12 protein-coding genes and 1 tRNA gene are annotated in these 19,240 nt (G+C 36.3%); 2 read left to right on the top strand and 11 right to left on the bottom strand.

Annotated elements, in window-relative coordinates; genetic code table 11:
• The 10 genes from ACH2CJ_RS16030 to pdxH all read right to left on the bottom strand — a co-directional run.
• Positions 1-1,194: FlgO family outer membrane protein (locus ACH2CJ_RS16030; RefSeq protein ID WP_394993963.1), on the bottom strand; the 1,194-nt coding region annotated here is incomplete at its 3' end.
• A 171-nt stretch (positions 1,195-1,365) separates the two neighbouring features.
• Entirely contained in the window at positions 1,366-1,767 is a 402-nt protein-coding gene (locus ACH2CJ_RS16025; RefSeq protein WP_394993962.1) for a transposase family protein, read from the bottom strand.
• Positions 1,768-1,772: 5 nt separating this feature from the next.
• Positions 1,773-2,264 (bottom strand): hypothetical protein, encoded by a 492-nt coding sequence (locus ACH2CJ_RS16020; RefSeq protein ID WP_394993961.1) that lies wholly within the window; start codon positions 2,262-2,264, stop codon positions 1,773-1,775.
• 54 nt (positions 2,265-2,318) lie between these two features.
• Positions 2,319-4,877, bottom strand: a complete 2,559-nt coding sequence (locus tag ACH2CJ_RS16015) for a 3-coathanger stack domain-containing protein (protein ID WP_394993960.1) — start codon at positions 4,875-4,877, stop codon at positions 2,319-2,321.
• 413 nt (positions 4,878-5,290) lie between these two features.
• A complete protein-coding gene (locus ACH2CJ_RS16010) occupies positions 5,291-5,434 on the bottom strand; it encodes a 3-coathanger stack domain-containing protein (RefSeq protein WP_394993964.1) in 144 nt (47 codons plus the stop codon).
• Between the two features lie 85 nt (positions 5,435-5,519).
• A complete protein-coding gene (locus ACH2CJ_RS16005) occupies positions 5,520-6,473 on the bottom strand; it encodes an aldo/keto reductase (RefSeq protein ID WP_394993959.1) in 954 nt (317 codons plus the stop codon).
• A 410-nt stretch (positions 6,474-6,883) separates the two neighbouring features.
• Entirely contained in the window at positions 6,884-9,346 is a 2,463-nt protein-coding gene (gene pheT / locus ACH2CJ_RS16000; protein ID WP_394993958.1) for a phenylalanine--tRNA ligase subunit beta, read from the bottom strand.
• Positions 9,347-9,677: 331 nt separating this feature from the next.
• Entirely contained in the window at positions 9,678-11,807 is a 2,130-nt protein-coding gene (locus ACH2CJ_RS15995) for a hypothetical protein (protein WP_394993957.1), read from the bottom strand.
• A gap of 673 nt (positions 11,808-12,480) precedes the next feature.
• On the bottom strand, positions 12,481-14,082 hold the full coding sequence (locus ACH2CJ_RS15990; protein WP_394993956.1) for a GMC family oxidoreductase: 1,602 nt from the start codon (positions 14,080-14,082) through the stop codon (positions 12,481-12,483).
• Between the two features lie 50 nt (positions 14,083-14,132).
• Entirely contained in the window at positions 14,133-14,780 is a 648-nt protein-coding gene (gene pdxH, locus ACH2CJ_RS15985) for a pyridoxamine 5'-phosphate oxidase (protein WP_394993955.1), read from the bottom strand.
• A gap of 150 nt (positions 14,781-14,930) precedes the next feature.
• Between pdxH and ACH2CJ_RS15980 the strand changes: the two genes are divergently transcribed.
• Together ACH2CJ_RS15980 and ACH2CJ_RS15975 are read left to right on the top strand one after the other, a co-directional pair.
• Positions 14,931-17,159 carry a DUF349 domain-containing protein gene (locus tag ACH2CJ_RS15980; RefSeq protein ID WP_394993954.1) on the top strand — a complete coding sequence of 743 codons (2,229 nt, stop codon included), beginning with the start codon at positions 14,931-14,933 and terminating at the stop codon, positions 17,157-17,159.
• A gap of 153 nt (positions 17,160-17,312) precedes the next feature.
• Positions 17,313-17,385: transfer RNA gene (locus ACH2CJ_RS15975), tRNA-Thr, on the top strand.
• A 103-nt stretch (positions 17,386-17,488) separates the two neighbouring features.
• Here ACH2CJ_RS15975 and ACH2CJ_RS15970 read toward each other — a convergent pair.
• Entirely contained in the window at positions 17,489-18,847 is a 1,359-nt protein-coding gene (locus ACH2CJ_RS15970) for a tyrosine-type recombinase/integrase (protein WP_394993953.1), read from the bottom strand.
• Between the last annotated feature and the right edge of the window lie 393 nt (positions 18,848-19,240).

The raw sequence follows: 19,240 nt of genomic DNA, 5'->3' as shown, positions 1-19,240 counted from the left end.
GGTATCAATTCTGATGGCAGTTAGGGCATTTTTTTCTGCCATCTTATAGGAAGTTTCTACGTCCATTAGTTGGTCTTCACCCATCAAAAAATAGGCAACAGCCTTGTTAGCGTACGCATCGGCAAATACAGGGTCGAGTTTGATGGCATCGTCGAATTTTGTAATACTGGCTTCTATTTTTTCTTTGGTACGAGTCTGTACAAGTTGTTGTCCTTGCAAAAAGTCATTGTAAGCGGCTAAATTTTTAGTCGGGAATTTATTTAATTTATTGACAAGACCACCACTCAGTTTATGATTCAGTTCGCCAGCGACTTCTTTCGATACCGTATTCATGTAAGAAAATATATTTTTGGTATCACCCTCAAAGCTTTTTGTCCAAACCACCCTATCATCTTTTGCACTGATGAGCTCAACCGTGATTCGGATTTGTTTCTCAAGTTGCAAAACCGAGCCTCCTAAAAGATAATTCACGTGCAGTTCTTGGGCAATTTGTGGAATTGCTTTTTGGGTATTTAGGTATTTGTTAGATGAAGTTGTAGATATAACTTTAAGGTCATTCAGTGATGCGAGCGAGCTGTGAATTTGCTCCATTATGCCCTCGCTAAAGTAGGAGTTTTTTGAATCGCCCAAGTTTTTGAAAGGCAAAATAGCAATTGAATTCTCTGATAATTCGGTCGAAGTATTTTTATCTACTAAAGACACAATGTTTTTCTGCCAAAAATAACCGCCTAAAGAAGCAATTAATAGAATGACAAAACCTAATCCAAGATAAATATATTGCTTTTGTTTTTTCGGAACTAAATGTTTTTCGATAACTGGGTCATTATCAGTATCTTGTTCGATATGGTCGTTTTTTGGAACTGGAAGTTGTTTCCTAAATTCGGTCGGGCTAATACCAAACTCTTGGGTGAAATACTTGCTAAAATTTTGTGGACTATCAATGCCAATTTTATAAGAGATTTCGGCGATTTTTAGATTGCCATTTTCAAGTAAATCTTTTGCTTTGGCGAGTTTTATTTTACGAATGTATAATGAGGTAGAAAGTTGGAATTCTTCTTTGATAAGGCGATACAATTGCGAACGACTAATACCTAAATCTTGGCAAATAATGTCGGTCGAAAAAGTAGAATTATCAAAATTAGCCTCAATGAGTTGATTTAGCTTTTCTACCAATACTTTCTCCGAATTTGTCATTTTTACTTTAAATCAGACAGCTAACAATACTTTTTCTAAACAACCAAGAATCTAACACTCTTGTTTGGATGCAAATTAAATAAAATTATTTAATCTAAAATGAAAGCCCCCTTAAATCTTATAGAGATAAGGGGGCTTTGTTAAATATTAGGCTTGTTGCGATGTAAAACATCAATTTTTCAAGTTAAAATTCCATAAACCAGCACATATTTCGATTACATCATTATACAAATCGAAATCATGATTTCTGAGCCTATCGGAAAAGAATCTATATCGTTTCATTCCGCCAATGGAATGTTCGACCCAAATTCGTTTTTTTGATTTTTCTCTATTTTCATTTTTTTGCGTTTCAGTTAGGTCATTTTTTCTTGGTTTTTTGTGAGGAATTACCACTTTTTTACATAAATAATCGGTTTCGAAGCCCTTATAGCCTAAATCAATGCGAATCTTATGGTTTTCAAACCAATCATTTTCAGGTGGAAATTCTGCTTTTAGTAAAGCATAATCGTGTGATATTCCCAAATAACAAGGACTCAAATAGTGGATGTATTTATCCTTGGTTACAATGACCATCGTTTTTACCGTATGACATTTTTTTTGCCTGAATAATAAGTCTTTTGAACCTCATTTTCTTGTGGGCGTTGCACTCGTTGTTCAGTTGCATCCAAAATTAAAGTTTTATGTTCTTCAAAATAAGCCTTGAAGTCTTGAGGAGTTTCAAAATTTCGTTTGGGTAAAATACCTATTTTGGATAAAGTATCTTTTAAAATTCCGATACCCATTGTTTGATTTCGTTTGGCATTTGAACCATCAATTCCGCAGACAAAACCTAATAAATCATACGTTAAGCCTGATTTTAGGCTAAAAAGCGTAAAAAACAACAATTCAGAGTAACTCGTTATCGTTGGATTATTTGGACTTTCTGAAGTACGTTCTTGAATAGTTTTACCATAAACATTTTCATAACTTTCTTGAAATGGACTTAAAAGTATTTCAAATTTTTCCTTAGTAAGACCAGTTGCTGAACGCCATTGTCGTTCGGTTGTCAACTCTAAAATGTCTAATTTCATCAGTGTTTTTTTTCTCAAATATAGTAATTTATCATCGCAACAAGTCTATTGTTATTACTGACATCCTCCAATCTTTGCCTCGAATACCGAACCGTTTTGTGCTTTAAATACCCCTGTCAATTCAATTGCTTTTCCCGCTAAAAAAGTAACATTAGTGCCTGTCTGCACCGTTCCTTTTGATTGGATTAAGAAAGCCGCTTGATTTAAACCAGTAGGTACAGGGTTGGTATCTAATATTAAATCATTGTTTGGACACCCTACCTTACGGATACCTATACCTGCAAAAGACATTTCGGTGTTTTCCAAATTTGATGTTGCTGTTATTGTGATTGTTCCAGTTGGTGAGGAAGTCATGGTTTTGCTAAAATTGGTCAAAATATCGGTGGAAGATACTTGGTCATTGACAAGCAATATATTTGAGGCTGCATTTTGAATAAAGGCAATAGGTGTTCCGCTACCTGTAATCGTTACGTTTTGATTCATCGGGCCGAATACCCCAAGCCCGAAAACGAATATGAGATACTTAGTATTTGCTTGTAATCCACTCCAAGTAAATGTAGCTGTACCTCTCGCATAAGTTACACCTGTAAGGTTCGTAAGTGACTGTGCGTGTTGTGGTAAAGTAAAATTACCAGAAGCAAAGCCGCATCCTCCGACGCCACAGTCGCTTGCCGAAGTAGTAAGGTCAATATCTGTTGGTGTTCCATCATCCAAAGGAATATTCGTAAGTGTTTGGTTTCTAATGTCAGCTATTCTGAGCCAGTTTGTAGGCGAAGTTGTTGAGCTTGTTGCATCAAAATCAATCCCAATGATGGGTGGGATTTGGGCATCGGCAATATTTACCGACACTGGCTGACCAGCCATTCCGACTGGATAATTAGTTGGGTCGGCACTAACCGATACTGTTTGTTGAATTAAACCCAAGTGGAAACCTTCTGAAACGTTATCAGATTTTCCTCTTACCGTTATGGTTCGCGGGGTAATATTACTTAAACTTACAGTCTTGTTGATGCCGAAATTAGTGCCATCTAAACTTATTTCGGTTTGTGCATCAGCCGTAATGTTTACGGTTACAGCACCCGACGGATTAGTCAATAACTTAACCGTATAAGTGTCTGTTTGACCATTTTCACTCACCAATGTATTGGTTGAAGTAATGGCAATGCCGATTCCTGCTATACCAGTGTTTTGATTGATGGTAAAATTTGAACTATTGATTGCAAAGAAATAATTGCCAACCGCTTCAACTTTAATTCTGGCTTGGGTAGTGTTGATATTTGGCATTATTACAACAGCCGAGCCAGTATTTGCTGTACTATTTGTCAGGACTATCGGATACTTAAATCCACCATCGGCAGAAAGACTGATTTTTACATTTGAAGTACTGATAGGAACTAAATTAGTGCCGCTTACATTCCAAGTAATGGTTTGATTTGTTCCGCCTGTGTAAGTTACTGCCGTGCTTTGGCTCGTTACACTAAATGCTCCGCCGTTATTTACGACCGTTATTTTTATATCATCAGAGTTCGTTCCACTTTGATTGACCATTGTGCCATTATAATTAAACTGGTGATTGTCGTTTACGGTAAGCCTAAAATTCAAATCACGAGTAAGTGTTGGCATATCTTCTTCGGCTGTCGAAAAAACATTGGCAATCACATTAATAATTTTCGGATAAGTTCTCGAAGGGGTTAATGAAGGTACTAATCTCGAAAACAAAGCCCCTTGTGTTTTAGTAGGAGCTGGAAGGCTTTGCATGGTACTTCCATCTAATTGGTCCCAAACATAAGTCAGATTATCGCCTACATCGGGGTCTGTTGCTGTTGCCGTAAGGGTAAATGGCGTACTAATCGGAATGCTTCGGTCGGCACCTGCATTCACAGTAGGAATGGTGTTTCCTGTGGCGACATTTGTTCCTGCGGTTGGAACTGTGTTGATGAGATGGTTGGCTAATTGATGATAAGAATTTGAGTGAGCATAAGGGTCTGTATTGCCACCATGAACTGACCTTCCTGCATTTTCTGGCTCGTAATTAGTCGAGCTTCCATTATTGATGGTGTGAGCCTGTGAAAATTGATGCCCCATTTCGTGTCGAGTAACGGGTATATCAAATCCACCTGAATAACCTGTTTTAAATCCTCCTGCACATCCACCACCAAAATTACCCAAGATTACATGACTAATATCATAATTGACAGCACCGATAGCTCCGTCAATAGTTGATGCTTGAATATTTAAAATGTTTGAAGCATTATCACAGCCATTTCCGCCCGACATATTGGGCCATGGATCAGTAGCGGCATTGGGGTATATGATTGAAAGCAAAATGTTATCAGGAATGAGTTCGAATCGAACACTATATTCCCTTCCGTACATGATGTTAATTTCGGCCAACCAAATTTTCATTTGACGTAATACTTCTGCTTTTTTTTCGGTATCATTTGCTCCTGGTACCGATTGTGTAAACTCCCCATTAGCAGATACTGCAAGGCGTAAAATTCGGAGGCTACTACCTCTCGGAAGATTTGTTCCAATAAACGGTGATGGATTGTTTTGGGCAAATATGAATATCGGGACAAGAAAAAATAAGATTAGTAGAGTTGTATTTTTCATAAGAATTATATTCTGGGGTAGTTATTGATTTTTTAATTTTTGCTTGGCATTATTGAGATTACGGTAAAAGGAGGTAATTGAATAGTTTTTATGAACTTATGCGTTTTCCTGCGAGAAAGCGGTCATAGTTGTCAAATTGATAATTCGATTGTCTTTTTGGTCGAAAGTGATATTTGCTGACTTGACAAAGTTAGGGAGAGCGTTTGTTTTACTCTTTGTGTATTTGACCAAAAACTTAGTCTATTGTTCCAAAACTTAGTTTATTGTGTCAAATACCAAATTTTAGTCATTTTAAACATAAAATGACTAAAAACGATTTACATAAACCAAAGAAGACAAGTTTGATTAAAGAAAAAAAAGCCCCCTTAAATCTTAATGAAATAAGGGGGCTTTTTATTGAAATTATGCAACTTTCAATTATCGAAACCCCGAATTTCGGCCTTAAAAACACCCATTACTTCAAAACCAGGCGTTAGCAAAATAGCTTTACCTGCCTGATAAGTTACATTGGAAGGTGAAATTATCTTGTTATTGGCATACATGCTATTGTTTGCAATTGTCTTTTCGCCACGATATTAAGACACAAAAAAGATTTTGACATCTTATTGTCAAAATCTTTTCCCTTGATAAGAGTTCAAAAAATTATTCGTCCCAAAGATTTGCTAAAGTATAATCACTGCCATCCAAACACCAAAAATCCCCTTTAATGTAACGATAATGTTGGTCTAAAGCATCGAGTTTTTCTATATTATCACACGAAAGTTCAATATCCGCAGCCAGCAGGTTTTGTTTCAGTCGTTGAGAATTGACAGATTTCGGAATAACCGATGTGCCTCTATTTACAGCCCAAGCGAGCATGATTTGTGCGGGAAAAAAGCCCGTTTCGGTGGCAATATTAATAATGGTTTGGTTCTCAAATAACTTTGGTTCACCTTCTGAAATTCGACTGGCGGGTCTATCGGCTGAGCCGAGTGGACAAAATGCTGTTAAGAAAATACCTCTCTCATTGGCAAAATCTAAAATCTGTTTTTGTTGAAGAAACGGATGAGCCTCTAATTGCAAAACTTCAGGCAAAACGCCCGTATCTTCCGAAATTTGAGTGATTTTTTTGATACTAAAGTTTGAAACACCAATGTGTTTTGTCAAACCTCTGGTTTTTAAGTCAATCATTCCTTGCCAAGTTTCGGTCAGCGGAATCTCATTGAGACTAACTAAATCTGTTCCATTCTGTGGATAACTCACGTCATATTTATGAGCAACGGGCCAATGAATGAGATATAAATCTAAATATTCGACTTGCAAATCATGCAAAGTAAGTTCAATAGCTGCTTGAACATTTTCTTTTTTGTGTCGATTATTCCAAAGTTTAGATGTAATCCATAGGTCTTCTCTTTTTATACCATCCTGTTTTATGGCATCCGCAATTGCCTGACCGATTTCATGTTCGTTGCCATAAATAAAGGCACAATCGAAATGTCGATAACCGATTTCGATTGCTTTTCGTACTGCAATATAAACTTCACCTTTGGTCGATTTCCAAGTGCCCAAGCCCAAAGCTGGCATTTTATCATTATTGTTAAACTTTAGATATTTCATATTTGTTTTGCTTTTTTTGACAAAAATACTAATTATTAAGCAATAAAAAACCGCAAATAAATCTGCGGTTTTTATTGATTTTTCTGAATCTATGATATTTTTTGTTGAGAACCTCAAGTTCCCACTATGTACTCCGAAGTTTAGACGACCGTTTATCCAACTAAGCTTTATTTGAACTTTTCTAAGCTATTTTGTTGTACTTTTAAATCCCTTCAACTTGTTTAAAATCCCTAATTTTTGTCTTAAAAAGGCACTTATGTCTTTAAATTTATACAATTACCATGTGTCTTTTTTAATTTATTTTAGATTCTGATAAGACGAAACTCATCGAGTAAAATAATTTAACTAAACTCTAAATATCTCGAAATTCATTGCTAATTATTTGTCTTTTTCTGATTCACTATTTAGCTTTATTTCCTTATTACCGCTCCTAAACCTTTTTCATAAGCAGCAATGAGGCGTTGCATCGATTTGTCGATAACTTCGTCTGTTAAAGTTTTTTCTTTGTCGTGAAGCGAGAAACTTACCGAATAAGATTTCTTGTTTTCACCGAGTTTCTCTCCCGAATAAACATCAAATAAATTGACATTTTGCAATAAATTCCGTTCAGTTTTTAAAGCAATTGCCGATATTTGCTCAAAATTTACTGTCGAATCAATCACCAGCGATAAATCACGGCGAACTTCAGGGAACTTCGGAATACCTGCAAAAGCTATTTTTTCAGAATATTGTTTCAATAAATATTCCCAGTCAAAATCTGCATAAAAAACCGCCTGTTTTACATCAGCCAATTTCGCCAAAGACGGCTTTACCAAGCCTAAACTCACGATAGGTTTTTTATTGACCAAATAAGTCAATCCAAACTGAAAAATATTTGAGTCAGTTTCCTGCGTATCAAAATTGTTGACTCGCATGGCTTTCATAACTTTTTGAACTGCCAAAGCTAAATCGTGGAAAGCTACAGGAGTACTCGGACTTGCCCAAGTTTCGGACTGACTATTGCCAGTTAGCCAAAGACCTAAATGCTTATTTTCTTTATATTTATCTTCTTTTTTGTAGTAACTACGCCCAAATTCAAATAATTTCAAATCTTTTTGACGGCGGTTGATATTATAAGCCACTGATTCCATTCCTGTCAAAAGTAAACTCTGTCGCATCACCGAAAGTTCTTCACTTAGTGGATTGAGAAGTACAACCTGGCGGCGTTCCGTATTTTCACCTTTTGCAGTCGCTGCAAGTGCTTGATTATAAGCAGGTTTTGTAATAGAAAGTGTCTGAATTTCATTGAAACCGTTTCCTGCCAATAACTCAATAATTTTGAATTGTAATTTATCTACATCTTTCTCAGGGAAACTTGACAGATAATCGGTTTGAAGGTTTTCAGAAAGTTCGATGCTCCCAAAACCGTAAATTCGTAGGATTTCTTCTATTACGTCTGCTTCTCTCGTTACATCAACTCTATAAGGCGGAACGCTTACTTGCATGATTGTGCCATCATCACTAAGCACTTGAATATCAAGACTTTGTAAGATTTTATGAATCAAGCTATTATCAAGATTTTTACCAATTAAGCGATTGATATTTTTATATTTGACAGAAAATTTGAAGTTTTCGACAGGATTTGGATAAACATCAATAAAACCATTGGCCGATGTTCCGCCAATGATTTCACCACCAGCCAATTCTTGCATCAAAACTGCTGCCAAACGAATTGCAAATGGCGGCATATTTGGGTCGGTGCCACGCTCGTAGCGGAACGAGGCATCGGTTTTCAGTCCATGAAAAGTAGCAGTTCGACGCACCCAAACTGGACTAAAATAAGCTACTTCCAAGAAAAGATTTTGTGTGGTAGCTTTGATTCCAGATTTCTGTCCACCAAAAACCCCTGCAATTGCCATTGGTTCGGTTTCATTACAAACCATCAAATCATTGCCCGACAGTGTACGTTCTGTGCCGTCAAGTGTAGTGAATTTTGTTCCTTTTTCTGGAACTCGCACCACAATTTTATGCCCATTCACTTCATCAGCATCGAAAGCGTGCATTGGTTGCCCCAATGTATGACATATATAATTAGTAATATCAACAACATTATTGATTGGATTTAGACCAATTGACTGCAAAGCATTTTTCAACCAAGATGGTGATTCTTGCACCTTAATTCCACGAATTTCTAAGCCACAAAAACGTGGACAAGCCTCAGCGTTTTCGATTATTACTTGAAAGTCACTTGGGCCACGTTCAGTATTTTGTGAGTTTGGCTTGAAGGTTTCGATAGAAGGCATTTTTATTTCTCTATCCAAAACAGCCCGTAAATCACGAGCTACGCCCAAATGCGAAGCGGCATCGGCACGATTAGGAGTCAGACCAATTTCAATTTGAAAATCAGGTTCGAGCGAAAAATATTTTGCTGCTGGTGTACCGTTTGGAAGTGCAGTGTCTAAAACCAAGATTCCATCATGAGAAGTACCCACGCCAATCTCGTCTTCGGCACAAATCATTCCCTCTGATGGATGTCCATAAACTTTTCTTTTTTCGATAACAAAAGATTTGCCGTCAGCAAAATGGATGGTCGTTCCGAGCGTAGCAACAATAACTTTTTGCTCTGCACGCACATTTTCTGCTCCACAAACAATGCTTGAAGGTATTTCTGTGCCAATATCAACCGTAGTGAGGCTCAATTGCTTTTCTTTGACCATAAAAGTTTCACAAGTAAGCACTTTGCCTACCACAAAGCCCTTTAAGCCACCTTTGACAGACTCAATTTCTTCGATTCCTTCGACCTCCAAACCTGTGGCGGTCAATAATTTACCAATCTCTTCTGCCGATTCTTGAATATCAATCAGACTTTTTAACCAATTGTACGAAATTTTCATCTACTATGTTGTGAAATTATATATTACTTCCTCTCTTAACTATTGTACAAATATAATGCTTTTTACCTATTTTTCCACAATTCCGAAATGTATCAACGAGGTAAGTTGGGTATTATTTATGTTATCTCGGCATTGCGTTTGAGTTATGTATGGGTTCAGAATATGAAATTATGCTAAATTAAGGAAGTAGTTTTTTACTAAGTTTGTTAAAAGGTTTTGCAGTAAAAACAGAAGATAAAAACGAGATTTTATTAATTAAAGAGGCCTAATAAACAAAAATAGCGGTGTAAATTTTCATTTACACCGCTATTAAATACTTTAAATAGTTTATCTATAACTTCGTAATTGTAATCGGAACGCAAATTTTTGGTGGACAAATCGAGCAATTTGCTGGTGGTGTGACACTTGCTATTAATTGACATCCATTTGCGTCAATTATCGTGAGTGTTTTTACTCCACTTGATATTAAACCAGCCGCAATTGCTACACTTGCAGAACCATAAACATAGGTAACACCCGTTGAAACCCCATTTACTAAAACAGTGTATGTAGTTCCACTTCCTCCCGAAGGATTCAATATTATTGTAAATGTATCGTCGGTAGTGATAGTTGGAGTACCACCACTATTACAGATAGTAACAGCGTTTGCTGATAACGGAGCTGGTTTTATGGTTACAATAACTGTATCTCTATTAACACATCCTGCTGCATTTGTTAATGATACTATGTATTGAGTCGTAATCGTAGGGGATACAATAATTGAGGGAGTAGTTGCTCCTGTACTCCATACAAAAGAACCAGTGCCAGTAGCAGAAAGTGTTACAGGGCTTCCACCGCACACAGATACATCAATACCAGCATTAACCACCGACAAAGCATTGACATTCACTATTACTGGGCAACAGTTGCCCGATATACAGCCTGAAACAGAAGTGAAGTTTACGGTATAGTTGCCACTTTCAGTTACTATTAAACTGGCATTTATCGCACCCGTAATAGCAATGTCATTTTTAAACCATTGATAAGAAGGTGCTACTCCTGGAGCAGTTAAAGTCAATGATTGTCCTTGACATAGTTGAACAGGTACCGATACACATGCACTGGCTAAATCATCCTCTGTAGTCGAACCATTATTATACGGTGAGTCTATATCAGTTTCATTTGCTGCAATTATTTTTGCAATATTTGCTAAAACACCTACCGAATCAACCTTTGCGGTCAACGTCAATGTAAGGTTATTAGTTGTTCCTCCTAATGCACTACCGATATTCCATATACCTGTTGAAGATACATAGTTTGTTCCCGTTGGAGCCGCATGCGAAACATAAGTGAAACCTGTTGGTAGCAAATCTTTTACTTTCAAGCCTGTTGCATTCAGATTAGTTGCATCTCTGGTTGCTGTGATAGAAAATGTAACATTTTCACCTAATATTGGGGTAGAGTTGTTTACTGCTTTTGCAAGTGAAATATCAATTAAATTGTTATCACAAGCATCAGGAACTCCGTCACCATCAGTATCCAAAAGGTCATTTCCAATACATTTATCAATACAATCTGGCACACCATCATTATCTGTATCTAATTTTATATAGGCGTAGTAAACATCATAAGATGCTCCAAGTCCAAGCGATACCAAACCATTTACAACAATTCTAATTCGGTCGAAAGTTTTTGTTGTTTTAAAACCAACTTGATAAATAGGAGTGGCACCACCTACCGCAACCGCAGATAATAATGCACTGCCTGTTACTCCTTCTTGGAATGTAGCACCTAAATAAGTTTCAATTCTAATCCCTCCGAGTAGATTCAGACCTAAAAGCCCTGAATTATCGGATATTGCAAAACCAGCAAATGTACCAATTGGATATGTTGCAGTTGTAGCTACTTGTAAAAACCGTGAGCAACCTACCCCTAATAATGGCACAGCAATATTAGCCGCTAATGTGGTATCACCAGTTACGTTATTTGGGTTTGTAATTCCACCGCCAACACAAGTTCCACTTAATCCTGTCGTAGGATTACCAGTTACTTCTGCACCTGTAAGTGCATTTACGCAATCATGAGCACAATTGGCAGGTCCTTCAAATGCACCATAAATCCTTAAAGATGTTAAAACACCAATAGAGCCGGTAGATACAAGTCTAACTTCGTCAAAGTCTTGAGTTGTGACAAAACTTAAAATTTGTTTACCTCCAGTTGAGCCTTGCAAAACAGATAATTTAAGCAAAGGTCCTCCACCAGTAAATAGCCCAGTTTCTACTAAAACACCATTACGATATGTTTCAATTTTTAGGTTATTTAATATGGCGGCAGAAAGCAAACCCCCATCCGGACCAACAATGAAACCAGCTTCATTTCCTGCAGGGTAATATTGAAGAGAGTCTCTAATAGCAATTATTGGAGTTCCACTTAGTAAACCCACAGTCAATGTTGCTACAGCAAAGTTACTTTGATCGGCCATCAATTACATTAGACGCACTCGCAGTTCCACACAGAAGACACACGCCACTGCCTCCAACACCAGTACCTATATAGGCACCCCTTCCCGAAATCGGGTCCATACAAATTTTGTTATTCTCAATAGTTTGTTGACTGTAACCATGATAATAACTCACGCAAAACGTTAAGCATAAAAGTAGTGTTTTAGTTTTCATTTGGCAAAATGTTTTAATTAATAAAAGTGATAATTAACAACAATTAAAACAATCGTTGCAAAAATCGTGCCACTCCTATATTTTAATTTCGCTAAATGAAATTAATTTTAATTTTTTGCGAGATTATGAAATATTAGAACTTAGAAAACCATTGTTTAGATCTATATAGGCAAGAAATTGAACGTATAATGGTCAAAAGTCTTGTTTATGTCCTTAATTTATATTAGTAATTTTCCAAATAAATCTCGCAGAGATTTAATATTGGTAAGGTAATTGCCATGAGAGTCTTGTTCCTATGCCATAGGAATGATACTTTTGCCTAAGAAGTTCAATGCTGTGATAGGAGGCTTTTTTGAGCTTGTTTTATTTTGCTGTGGCGAACCACCAATATTGCATCCTAAAGGGTTTTTAAAATCATCAATTTGAAAACTTAGCCAATTATTATAGAATTTGAGCGGGAAGCGGTTTAACGAAATTTTATCACGAAAGTATCATCTCTGCACCCTTTTCCGCAATCATATAAGTAGGGGCATTCGTATTGCCAGAAACAATTGTTGGCATTATAGAGGCATCAATTACTCGTAAACTTTCAATGTTTTTTACTCGGAGTTGGTCATCAACTACCGCCATTTCATCATTACCCATTTTGCAAGTACCCACTGGGTGATACACCGTTTCGAGTTGTTTTTTTAGATGAAGCATAATCGCATCGTCCGAGCTGGTATCGGGAGGTGTAATCATCGCTCTTCTATATTGGTCAAAAGCAGATGCTTGCATCACTTCGATTGCTTTTTTTGCAGCCTTCAAAAGGGTGATTTGGTCTTGTTCTGCTTCCAAAAAATTAGGTTGAATGATGGGAGCATCAAATGCGTTATTACTACCTAATGTAACAAAACCTCGACTTTCGGGGCGTAATAATGTTGGTAAAATAATAAATCCATCATTGAGCGGAAAAGTATTAATGTCATACATATCAGCTTTATAGTCATTGCCAATATGCAACGAAGCAAAATGAAATTGGTAATTTACTCGGTCGGGACTATCATCGGTCATTCCAAAAGCAAATGATTCTAATGGACTAATTGTAAATACGCCTTTTTTTGTGAAAAGATATTGGAGCAATCCTTTTAATTGATTAAATGGTTTAAGGTGATGATTTTGTCCTAATTGCTGGTTCGATAAAGAACTTACACCCGAAAATAGATGGTCTTGAAGGTTTTTTCCAACACCAATCAAGTTTTTCTTACATTCAATACCATGTTTTTTCAATTCATCAGCATCGCCAATGCCTGAAAGCATCAATAATTGTGGTGAAGCAAATGCCCCAGCCGATAATATCACTTCTTTGTTGGCAAAAACTTTTTCGGTAATTGTGTTACCTATATAATATTCAACGCCTACTGCACGGTCATTTTCAATCAAGATTTGCTTGGCAGTAGCATTCGTAATTACCGTCAAATTTGGACGTTTCATGGCAGGCTTCAAAAAAGCACCTGCTGCACTATGACGTTTGGCATCTTTTATGGTAAACTGAAAACGTCCCGCTCCAGCTTGTTTTTCACCATTGTAGTCATTGTTTTCGGCAATATTGCTCTGCACGCAAGCCTTCACAAAAGCATCTGAAAAGGGGGTATCAAATCCTTTGGCAAAACTTACATTCAGCAAACCTTCATTGCCATGATAGTAGTTGTGAATTTGCTCATTATGTTCCGATTTCTTGAAATAAGGTAAAATATCGTCATAACCCCATCCTTTATTGCCCAATTTTGCCCAATCATTGTAGTCTTCTTTGTTGCCTCTCACATACGCCATTGCATTGGTAGAGCTACTTCCGCCTAAAGTTTTTCCTCGTGGCAAATAAATTTTTCTGTTTAAAACATGTTTTTGAGCTTCAGTGCTAAAGCTCCAATCTATGTTGCTTCGGTGGAGCTTAGCATAGCCCGCAGGAATATGGATTTCCATTTTTTTGTCTGTACCACCAGCTTCGAGCAGAAGCACTTTATGATTTGGATTTTCGGAGAGGCGATTGGCTAATACACATCCAGCCGAACCTGCACCAATGATGATGAAGTCGTAGTTCATAGGTATTATAGTTTATAGGAATGAATAAATTCAAACATTGCGGCATTCCTCTACGGTGAAAGTCGCTCAATTTTCCACTCGTTGGATATTTTGGAATATAAAATCCTGTCGTGTAAACGATTGGAGCGACCTTGCCAAAATTCAATTTTATCGGGTAGTACTCGGTATCCTCCCCAATGAGCTGGACGAGGAATAATTTCGGTATTTTCAAACTGTTTTTCAAGAGCCAGCAATCTGTCTTCCAATACTTCACGACCATCAATGACTTTACTTTGATTGGATACCCAAGCACCAATTTGGCTGCCACGTGGGCGAGAATGAAAATATGTGTCAGAATCCTGACCACTTACTTTTTCTATTTTTCCTTCGATTCGAACTTGTCTTTCCAAATCTGCCCAAAAAAAAGTGAGCGATGCAAAAAGGGTTTCTTCAATTTCTTTGCCTTTGTTACTCTCATAATTTGTAAAAAATACAAAGCCATTTTCATCAAAACCTTTCAATAATACAATTCTTCCATGGGGCTTTCCGTTCGAGATGGTTGAAACGTGCATGGCATTTGGCTCTAAAACTTTGGCCTCTATTGTTTCGTCGAACCATTTTGAAAACTGATGAAATGGATTTACTAAAACATTTGCCTCTAATAGTTCGTTTTGAGAGTACGATAAGCGGAGTGAAGCTAAATTTATTTTTTTATTCATCTTTTACCAACGTTTTTGTTTTTTTTTACGTATATAACAATAGAACTTAGTAGAAGTTTTTAAAACCTAAAAGAATTAAACTGTAAATGTATTACATTTGCAAATCTAATGACAACATTCAAATAAATAATATTTAAAGAATTGGATTTGATGGAAAACGCTACCGATGCTGCTGAAACAGAAGAATTACCTTTGAAAACAGTAGAAATTTCTGCAGAAAAAACTAATGAAACACCCAAAGATAATATGAACGAGCTAAAAGACACAATCGAAACTCCGACCAAAAATGTGGTTGAGGAAGTGGTAAATATTGTAGAGATAGAAACAATCGAAGAAACACCCATGCTTGATTCGATTGGTGAGACTGTTGCTGAAATAGCAGTAGTAGCAGAAAAAAAATCAGATGTAATAGAAGATGCCGTTATAGAAGCGGATACTCTTGTTGAAGATATTGAAAATATAGTAGAAGTATCAGGAGAAGTAATTGAGGTAGAAGATGCTACTGTTGCTGCACAAAAAGAAGAAGTTTTGACAGATGTAGAAGCATCGCCAGAAGCAGAAATTCCGCAATTGGCTCTTGAACCTATCGAAGAAGTTCATGTACAAGAAGAGGTTGATTATAGCAGTTTCACTAAAAAAGATTTTGTAGATTTAGGTGAAAAACTTTTGGCTTCAATCAAAGCGGAGGGTGTTAGTATATCTGATGTAAAAAACGCAGATGTGGTGATGCGAGAAATCAAGCCTATTTTTGATGACTTGAAAACCCGTGAAAAATCTGAAGCTCTAAAGAAATATATTGCCGATAATGGCAATAGTGATGGCTTTGAATATAAAAATGACAATTTTATTATTCGTTTTGAGTCTTTAAATGCCCAAATTAGAGATTCTAAAAATGCTTTCTTCCAAAAAATGGAGCGTTTAAAAGAAGATTATTTTGAGCGAAAAACCCAACTATTGCAACGTCTTCGTGAAACGGTAGAAATTGAAGAAAAAGGTGGAACAAAAAGCAATTGGCAAGACTTTAAGAAGATTCAAGAAGATTGGAAGTCTGCTGGAAATGTAAACTCACCACATAATACAACTTTGTGGTCGGCATATAATGCATTGGTAGACAGATATTTCAGTATTAGACATATTCAAAACGAACTCAAAGACCTTGACCGTAAGAAAAATCTTATAGCCAAAGCCGAAGTAGTAACAAAAATTGAGACGATTGCCAATGCCATAGGAGAGGGAGGATTGAGCAATACAACACTACGCCAAGCCAATGATTTATTGGAAGAATACAAGCATATCGGACCGGCCGCTCGTGAAGCCCAAGATGAACTTTGGAAGCGTCTAAAAGTAGCCTTTGATGTGATTCACAATAAACGTCGTGAGCAATCATCTCAAACTAATCAATTGCAAGAGGAGATTTATGGAGCAAAAATGCGTTTGATTGAAAACCTTAAAACATATTTAGAATTTAATACTGATAGTATCAATGAGTGGAATGCCAAAACTAAAGAAGTGATGGCTATTCAAGACCAATGGAATGGTATTAAAGGTGCTATGCCAAAGGAAAAAGGTAAAGACATCAGCCGTGATTTTTGGGCAATGTTGAAAACATTTTTCCGTAATAAAGGCGATTTCTTTGCCAAATTGGAAGCGGTTCGTGAGGAAAACTTAAAAGCAAAGACTTCGCTTTGCGAACAAGTTGAAACGCTCTTAGCATCCGATGATTTTTCAGCATCTTATACTGATAAAGTGGTAGAATTGCAAAAAACATGGAAAACCATTGGACATGTTCCTGAAAAAATGAAAGATAAAATTTACGAGCGTTTCAAAAAAGCTTGTGATGCATTTTTTAATGGTAAAAGGGCAAAAGGCAATATTATTGAACAAGAATATGAAGCGAATTTGAAACTAAAAGTAGCTATTTGTGAAGAAATTGAGACTGCTGCCCAATCGGGAGATGCTCAATTAAGCAAACTGGTTGCTTATAAAGCTCAGTACAATGGCATTGGTTTTGTGCCACGCAAAGATATGCAGACTATGCAACGCCGCTTTGTTGATGCCATCAATGCTTACGTAAAGGGGAGTACAGGTTTAAGTGGGGCAGAAAAAGAGAAAATGGTACTTCAGAATGAAGTAGAGGCTGTTTCTAAAGGTGGGGAGAAAGGTAATTCAAAAGAGTTGGACAAAAAAGAAAATGATATTCGTCGTAAAATGAAAACCATTGAAGATGATATTCATTTGTGGGAAAATAATATTGAGTTTTTTGCTCGTTCTAAAAATGCAGCCTCGGTTCGTGCCGAGTATGAAGGGAAAATAAAAGATGCAGAAAAAGAATTAACAGAGATGAAGCAACGATTAAAAATTATTATTGCAGCCAATTAAAAAATACTTTCTTAACTCGTTGGTTTTCAGCGAGTTAAGAAAAAGATTAAAAATTATTGTCAAAAAGTTTGCAAAAAATATGAATAGGCAGTAATTTTGCATCACAATAGAGGGAGAGAGAAAGAAATTTTACTTCAATTATTAAAATAAATTGCCTCCATAGCTCAGCTGATAGAGCAACTGACTTGTAATCAGTAGGTCGTTGGTTTGATCCCGACTGGAGGCTCGATTTAAAAGCCTGATAATCAAGGAGTTACGATAAAAAGTAGCTCCCTTTTTTATGCCCAAAAATTTGGTCTCACTACAAGTCTCACTACAAAATCGGTAAACTACAATTCATCTAAATATTTGTCTTCAACTTCCTTTTCAAAACTACCAAGATAGCTTTCAGTTGTTGCAATCTTTTTGTGTCCTAATTTTTCTTTTATCATTGCCAAGGGAGCATTGCTTCGTAATAGTCTCGTAGCAAAACTATGACGAGCTACATAAGTATTGAGGTTTTCTTTAATTTCTAATTTCGCACCAATGGCATTCATGTGATAATTTGTTACTTTAATGATTTGATGAACCTCAGCAGTGCGTTTTTCAAGGGTATTCAAACCATTTAAAAATGGAAACACAAAGTCATTTTCATTCTTTCTTTCGCTTGCCCAACGCCCTAAAATTGCTTTCATTGTGTCATTTATTCTTACTGAAATATCTGTATTGGTTTTAATCGTTTTCTGTCTTTGAAACAAGATTGTATTATCTGTAATTTCTTTCCAAGTCAAGTGAAGAATATCGGTAAAGTTCATACCATTACCAAAATAAGAAAAAAGCCATAAGTCATGCGAACGTTGTTCTAAGGTATTTGGTGTTGGGGTGTAGGCTTTGATTGCATCAATTTGAGTTGTAGAAAGAGCTTTCTTTATATTTCGACCCACTGGTGGAGAAAAACGTTTATTCCCAAAAGGATAAGTGTCTCTATCAATAGTTTTTGCTTCAATCGCATCGTTAAAAACCACCCGTAATGTTCGGCTATAAATGCCAATTGTTGTTTCAGAAGCTCCTTTTGCTCTGATAGGTACTCCATTGATTTTCTTTTGAGATACTTTGCCGTGTTCTTTCATAAAGGAACTCCAATCTGTCAGGAATGTACTATCAACATGACTAAACCTCAAAACAAAATTCTTTCTCGGTTTTAATCGGTTTGGGTCGTGTATGTTTAAGTAATCCACAAATCGAGTTAGAGACTTCGCCACCAAACCAAAATTTGTACCATGAGTAAGTTGCCCTTTGGCTTTCAGGGTTTCACATTTGATATTTAAAGTTTTGATTAAATCTGTCTTATCATCAAGGCACATCGTTTCTTTTCCGTAATTGTCAAAATCACTTTTGAAATTATCAGAATCAAAATTATCACCCATTTTTTTTATGATAGTTTTTGCACGAATGATAAAGCCATCGGCAAAAATCTTTCTGTTATCTTTTGAAGCGTAAAGCAAATGATGATAGGTAATGATTTCACTATCTCTGATTCGACCATCTAATTCACTTCCTTGCTTTTTTAGTTTTTCAAAGACTGATGTTGCAATCTTAATTTTTGTAGAATAATCTTTTTGTTCTCGATAATGGGTAATTCTTAATTTGATGATACCAAAACCTTCATCGGTTTTTCGGGTGTCGAGGTAATAATTTACAGTCGCCATAGGTAGTTTTTTTAAATTTTGAAATGAAAAAAGCAGTGATACTAAATTTTAGTACCAAGAAATACACCAGTTTTTATTGAATTATGAAATAGCTAAGTTGTTGTTTATCAAATACTTATAGAAAATACTCCAAGTAAATAATTGATAAAAATGCAGGTAGGTTAGAAAATATTTAGAGTAAAATGAGAATACTACTTAAAAAGGTTTTTTACTAAAAATATCCCTTATAATGCTTCCACCAATTTCTTGATTTCGTCAATTTGCCAAGTGAAGTAATCTTTGTTTTTATTGGTATTTCGGATATAGATTTGCATATTGCTCAAACCTACTTTATGGTAAAAAAATAGTTTTTTGAAACCTCTTTCGGCAATCATTTTGTCAATGTTGTCGAGT

The sequence above is a fragment of the Emticicia sp. genome (genome assembly GCF_043780375.1).
Lineage (GTDB): Bacteria > Bacteroidota > Bacteroidia > Cytophagales > Spirosomataceae > Emticicia.
This window is presented reverse-complemented; position numbering and strand designations above follow the sequence as displayed.

Bases quoted from the DNA above. Each gene is read 5' to 3' on its own strand.
- ACH2CJ_RS16015 (WP_394993960.1), bottom strand. From the start codon at position 4,877: ATGAAAAATACAACTCTACTAATCTTATTTTTTCTTGTCCCGATATTC.
- ACH2CJ_RS16020 (WP_394993961.1), bottom strand. From the start codon at position 2,264: ATGAAATTAGACATTTTAGAGTTGACAACCGAACGACAATGGCGTTCA.
- ACH2CJ_RS15970 (WP_394993953.1), bottom strand. From the start codon at position 18,847: ATGGCGACTGTAAATTATTACCTCGACACCCGAAAAACCGATGAAGGT.
- pdxH (WP_394993955.1), bottom strand. From the start codon at position 14,780: ATGAATAAAAAAATAAATTTAGCTTCACTCCGCTTATCGTACTCTCAA.
- ACH2CJ_RS16005 (WP_394993959.1), bottom strand. From the start codon at position 6,473: ATGAAATATCTAAAGTTTAACAATAATGATAAAATGCCAGCTTTGGGC.
- pheT (WP_394993958.1), bottom strand. From the start codon at position 9,346: ATGAAAATTTCGTACAATTGGTTAAAAAGTCTGATTGATATTCAAGAA.
- ACH2CJ_RS16025 (WP_394993962.1), bottom strand. From the start codon at position 1,767: ATGGTCATTGTAACCAAGGATAAATACATCCACTATTTGAGTCCTTGT.
- ACH2CJ_RS15990 (WP_394993956.1), bottom strand. From the start codon at position 14,082: ATGAACTACGACTTCATCATCATTGGTGCAGGTTCGGCTGGATGTGTA.
- ACH2CJ_RS15995 (WP_394993957.1), bottom strand. From the start codon at position 11,807: ATGGCCGATCAAAGTAACTTTGCTGTAGCAACATTGACTGTGGGTTTA.
- ACH2CJ_RS15980 (WP_394993954.1), top strand. From the start codon at position 14,931: ATGGAAAACGCTACCGATGCTGCTGAAACAGAAGAATTACCTTTGAAA.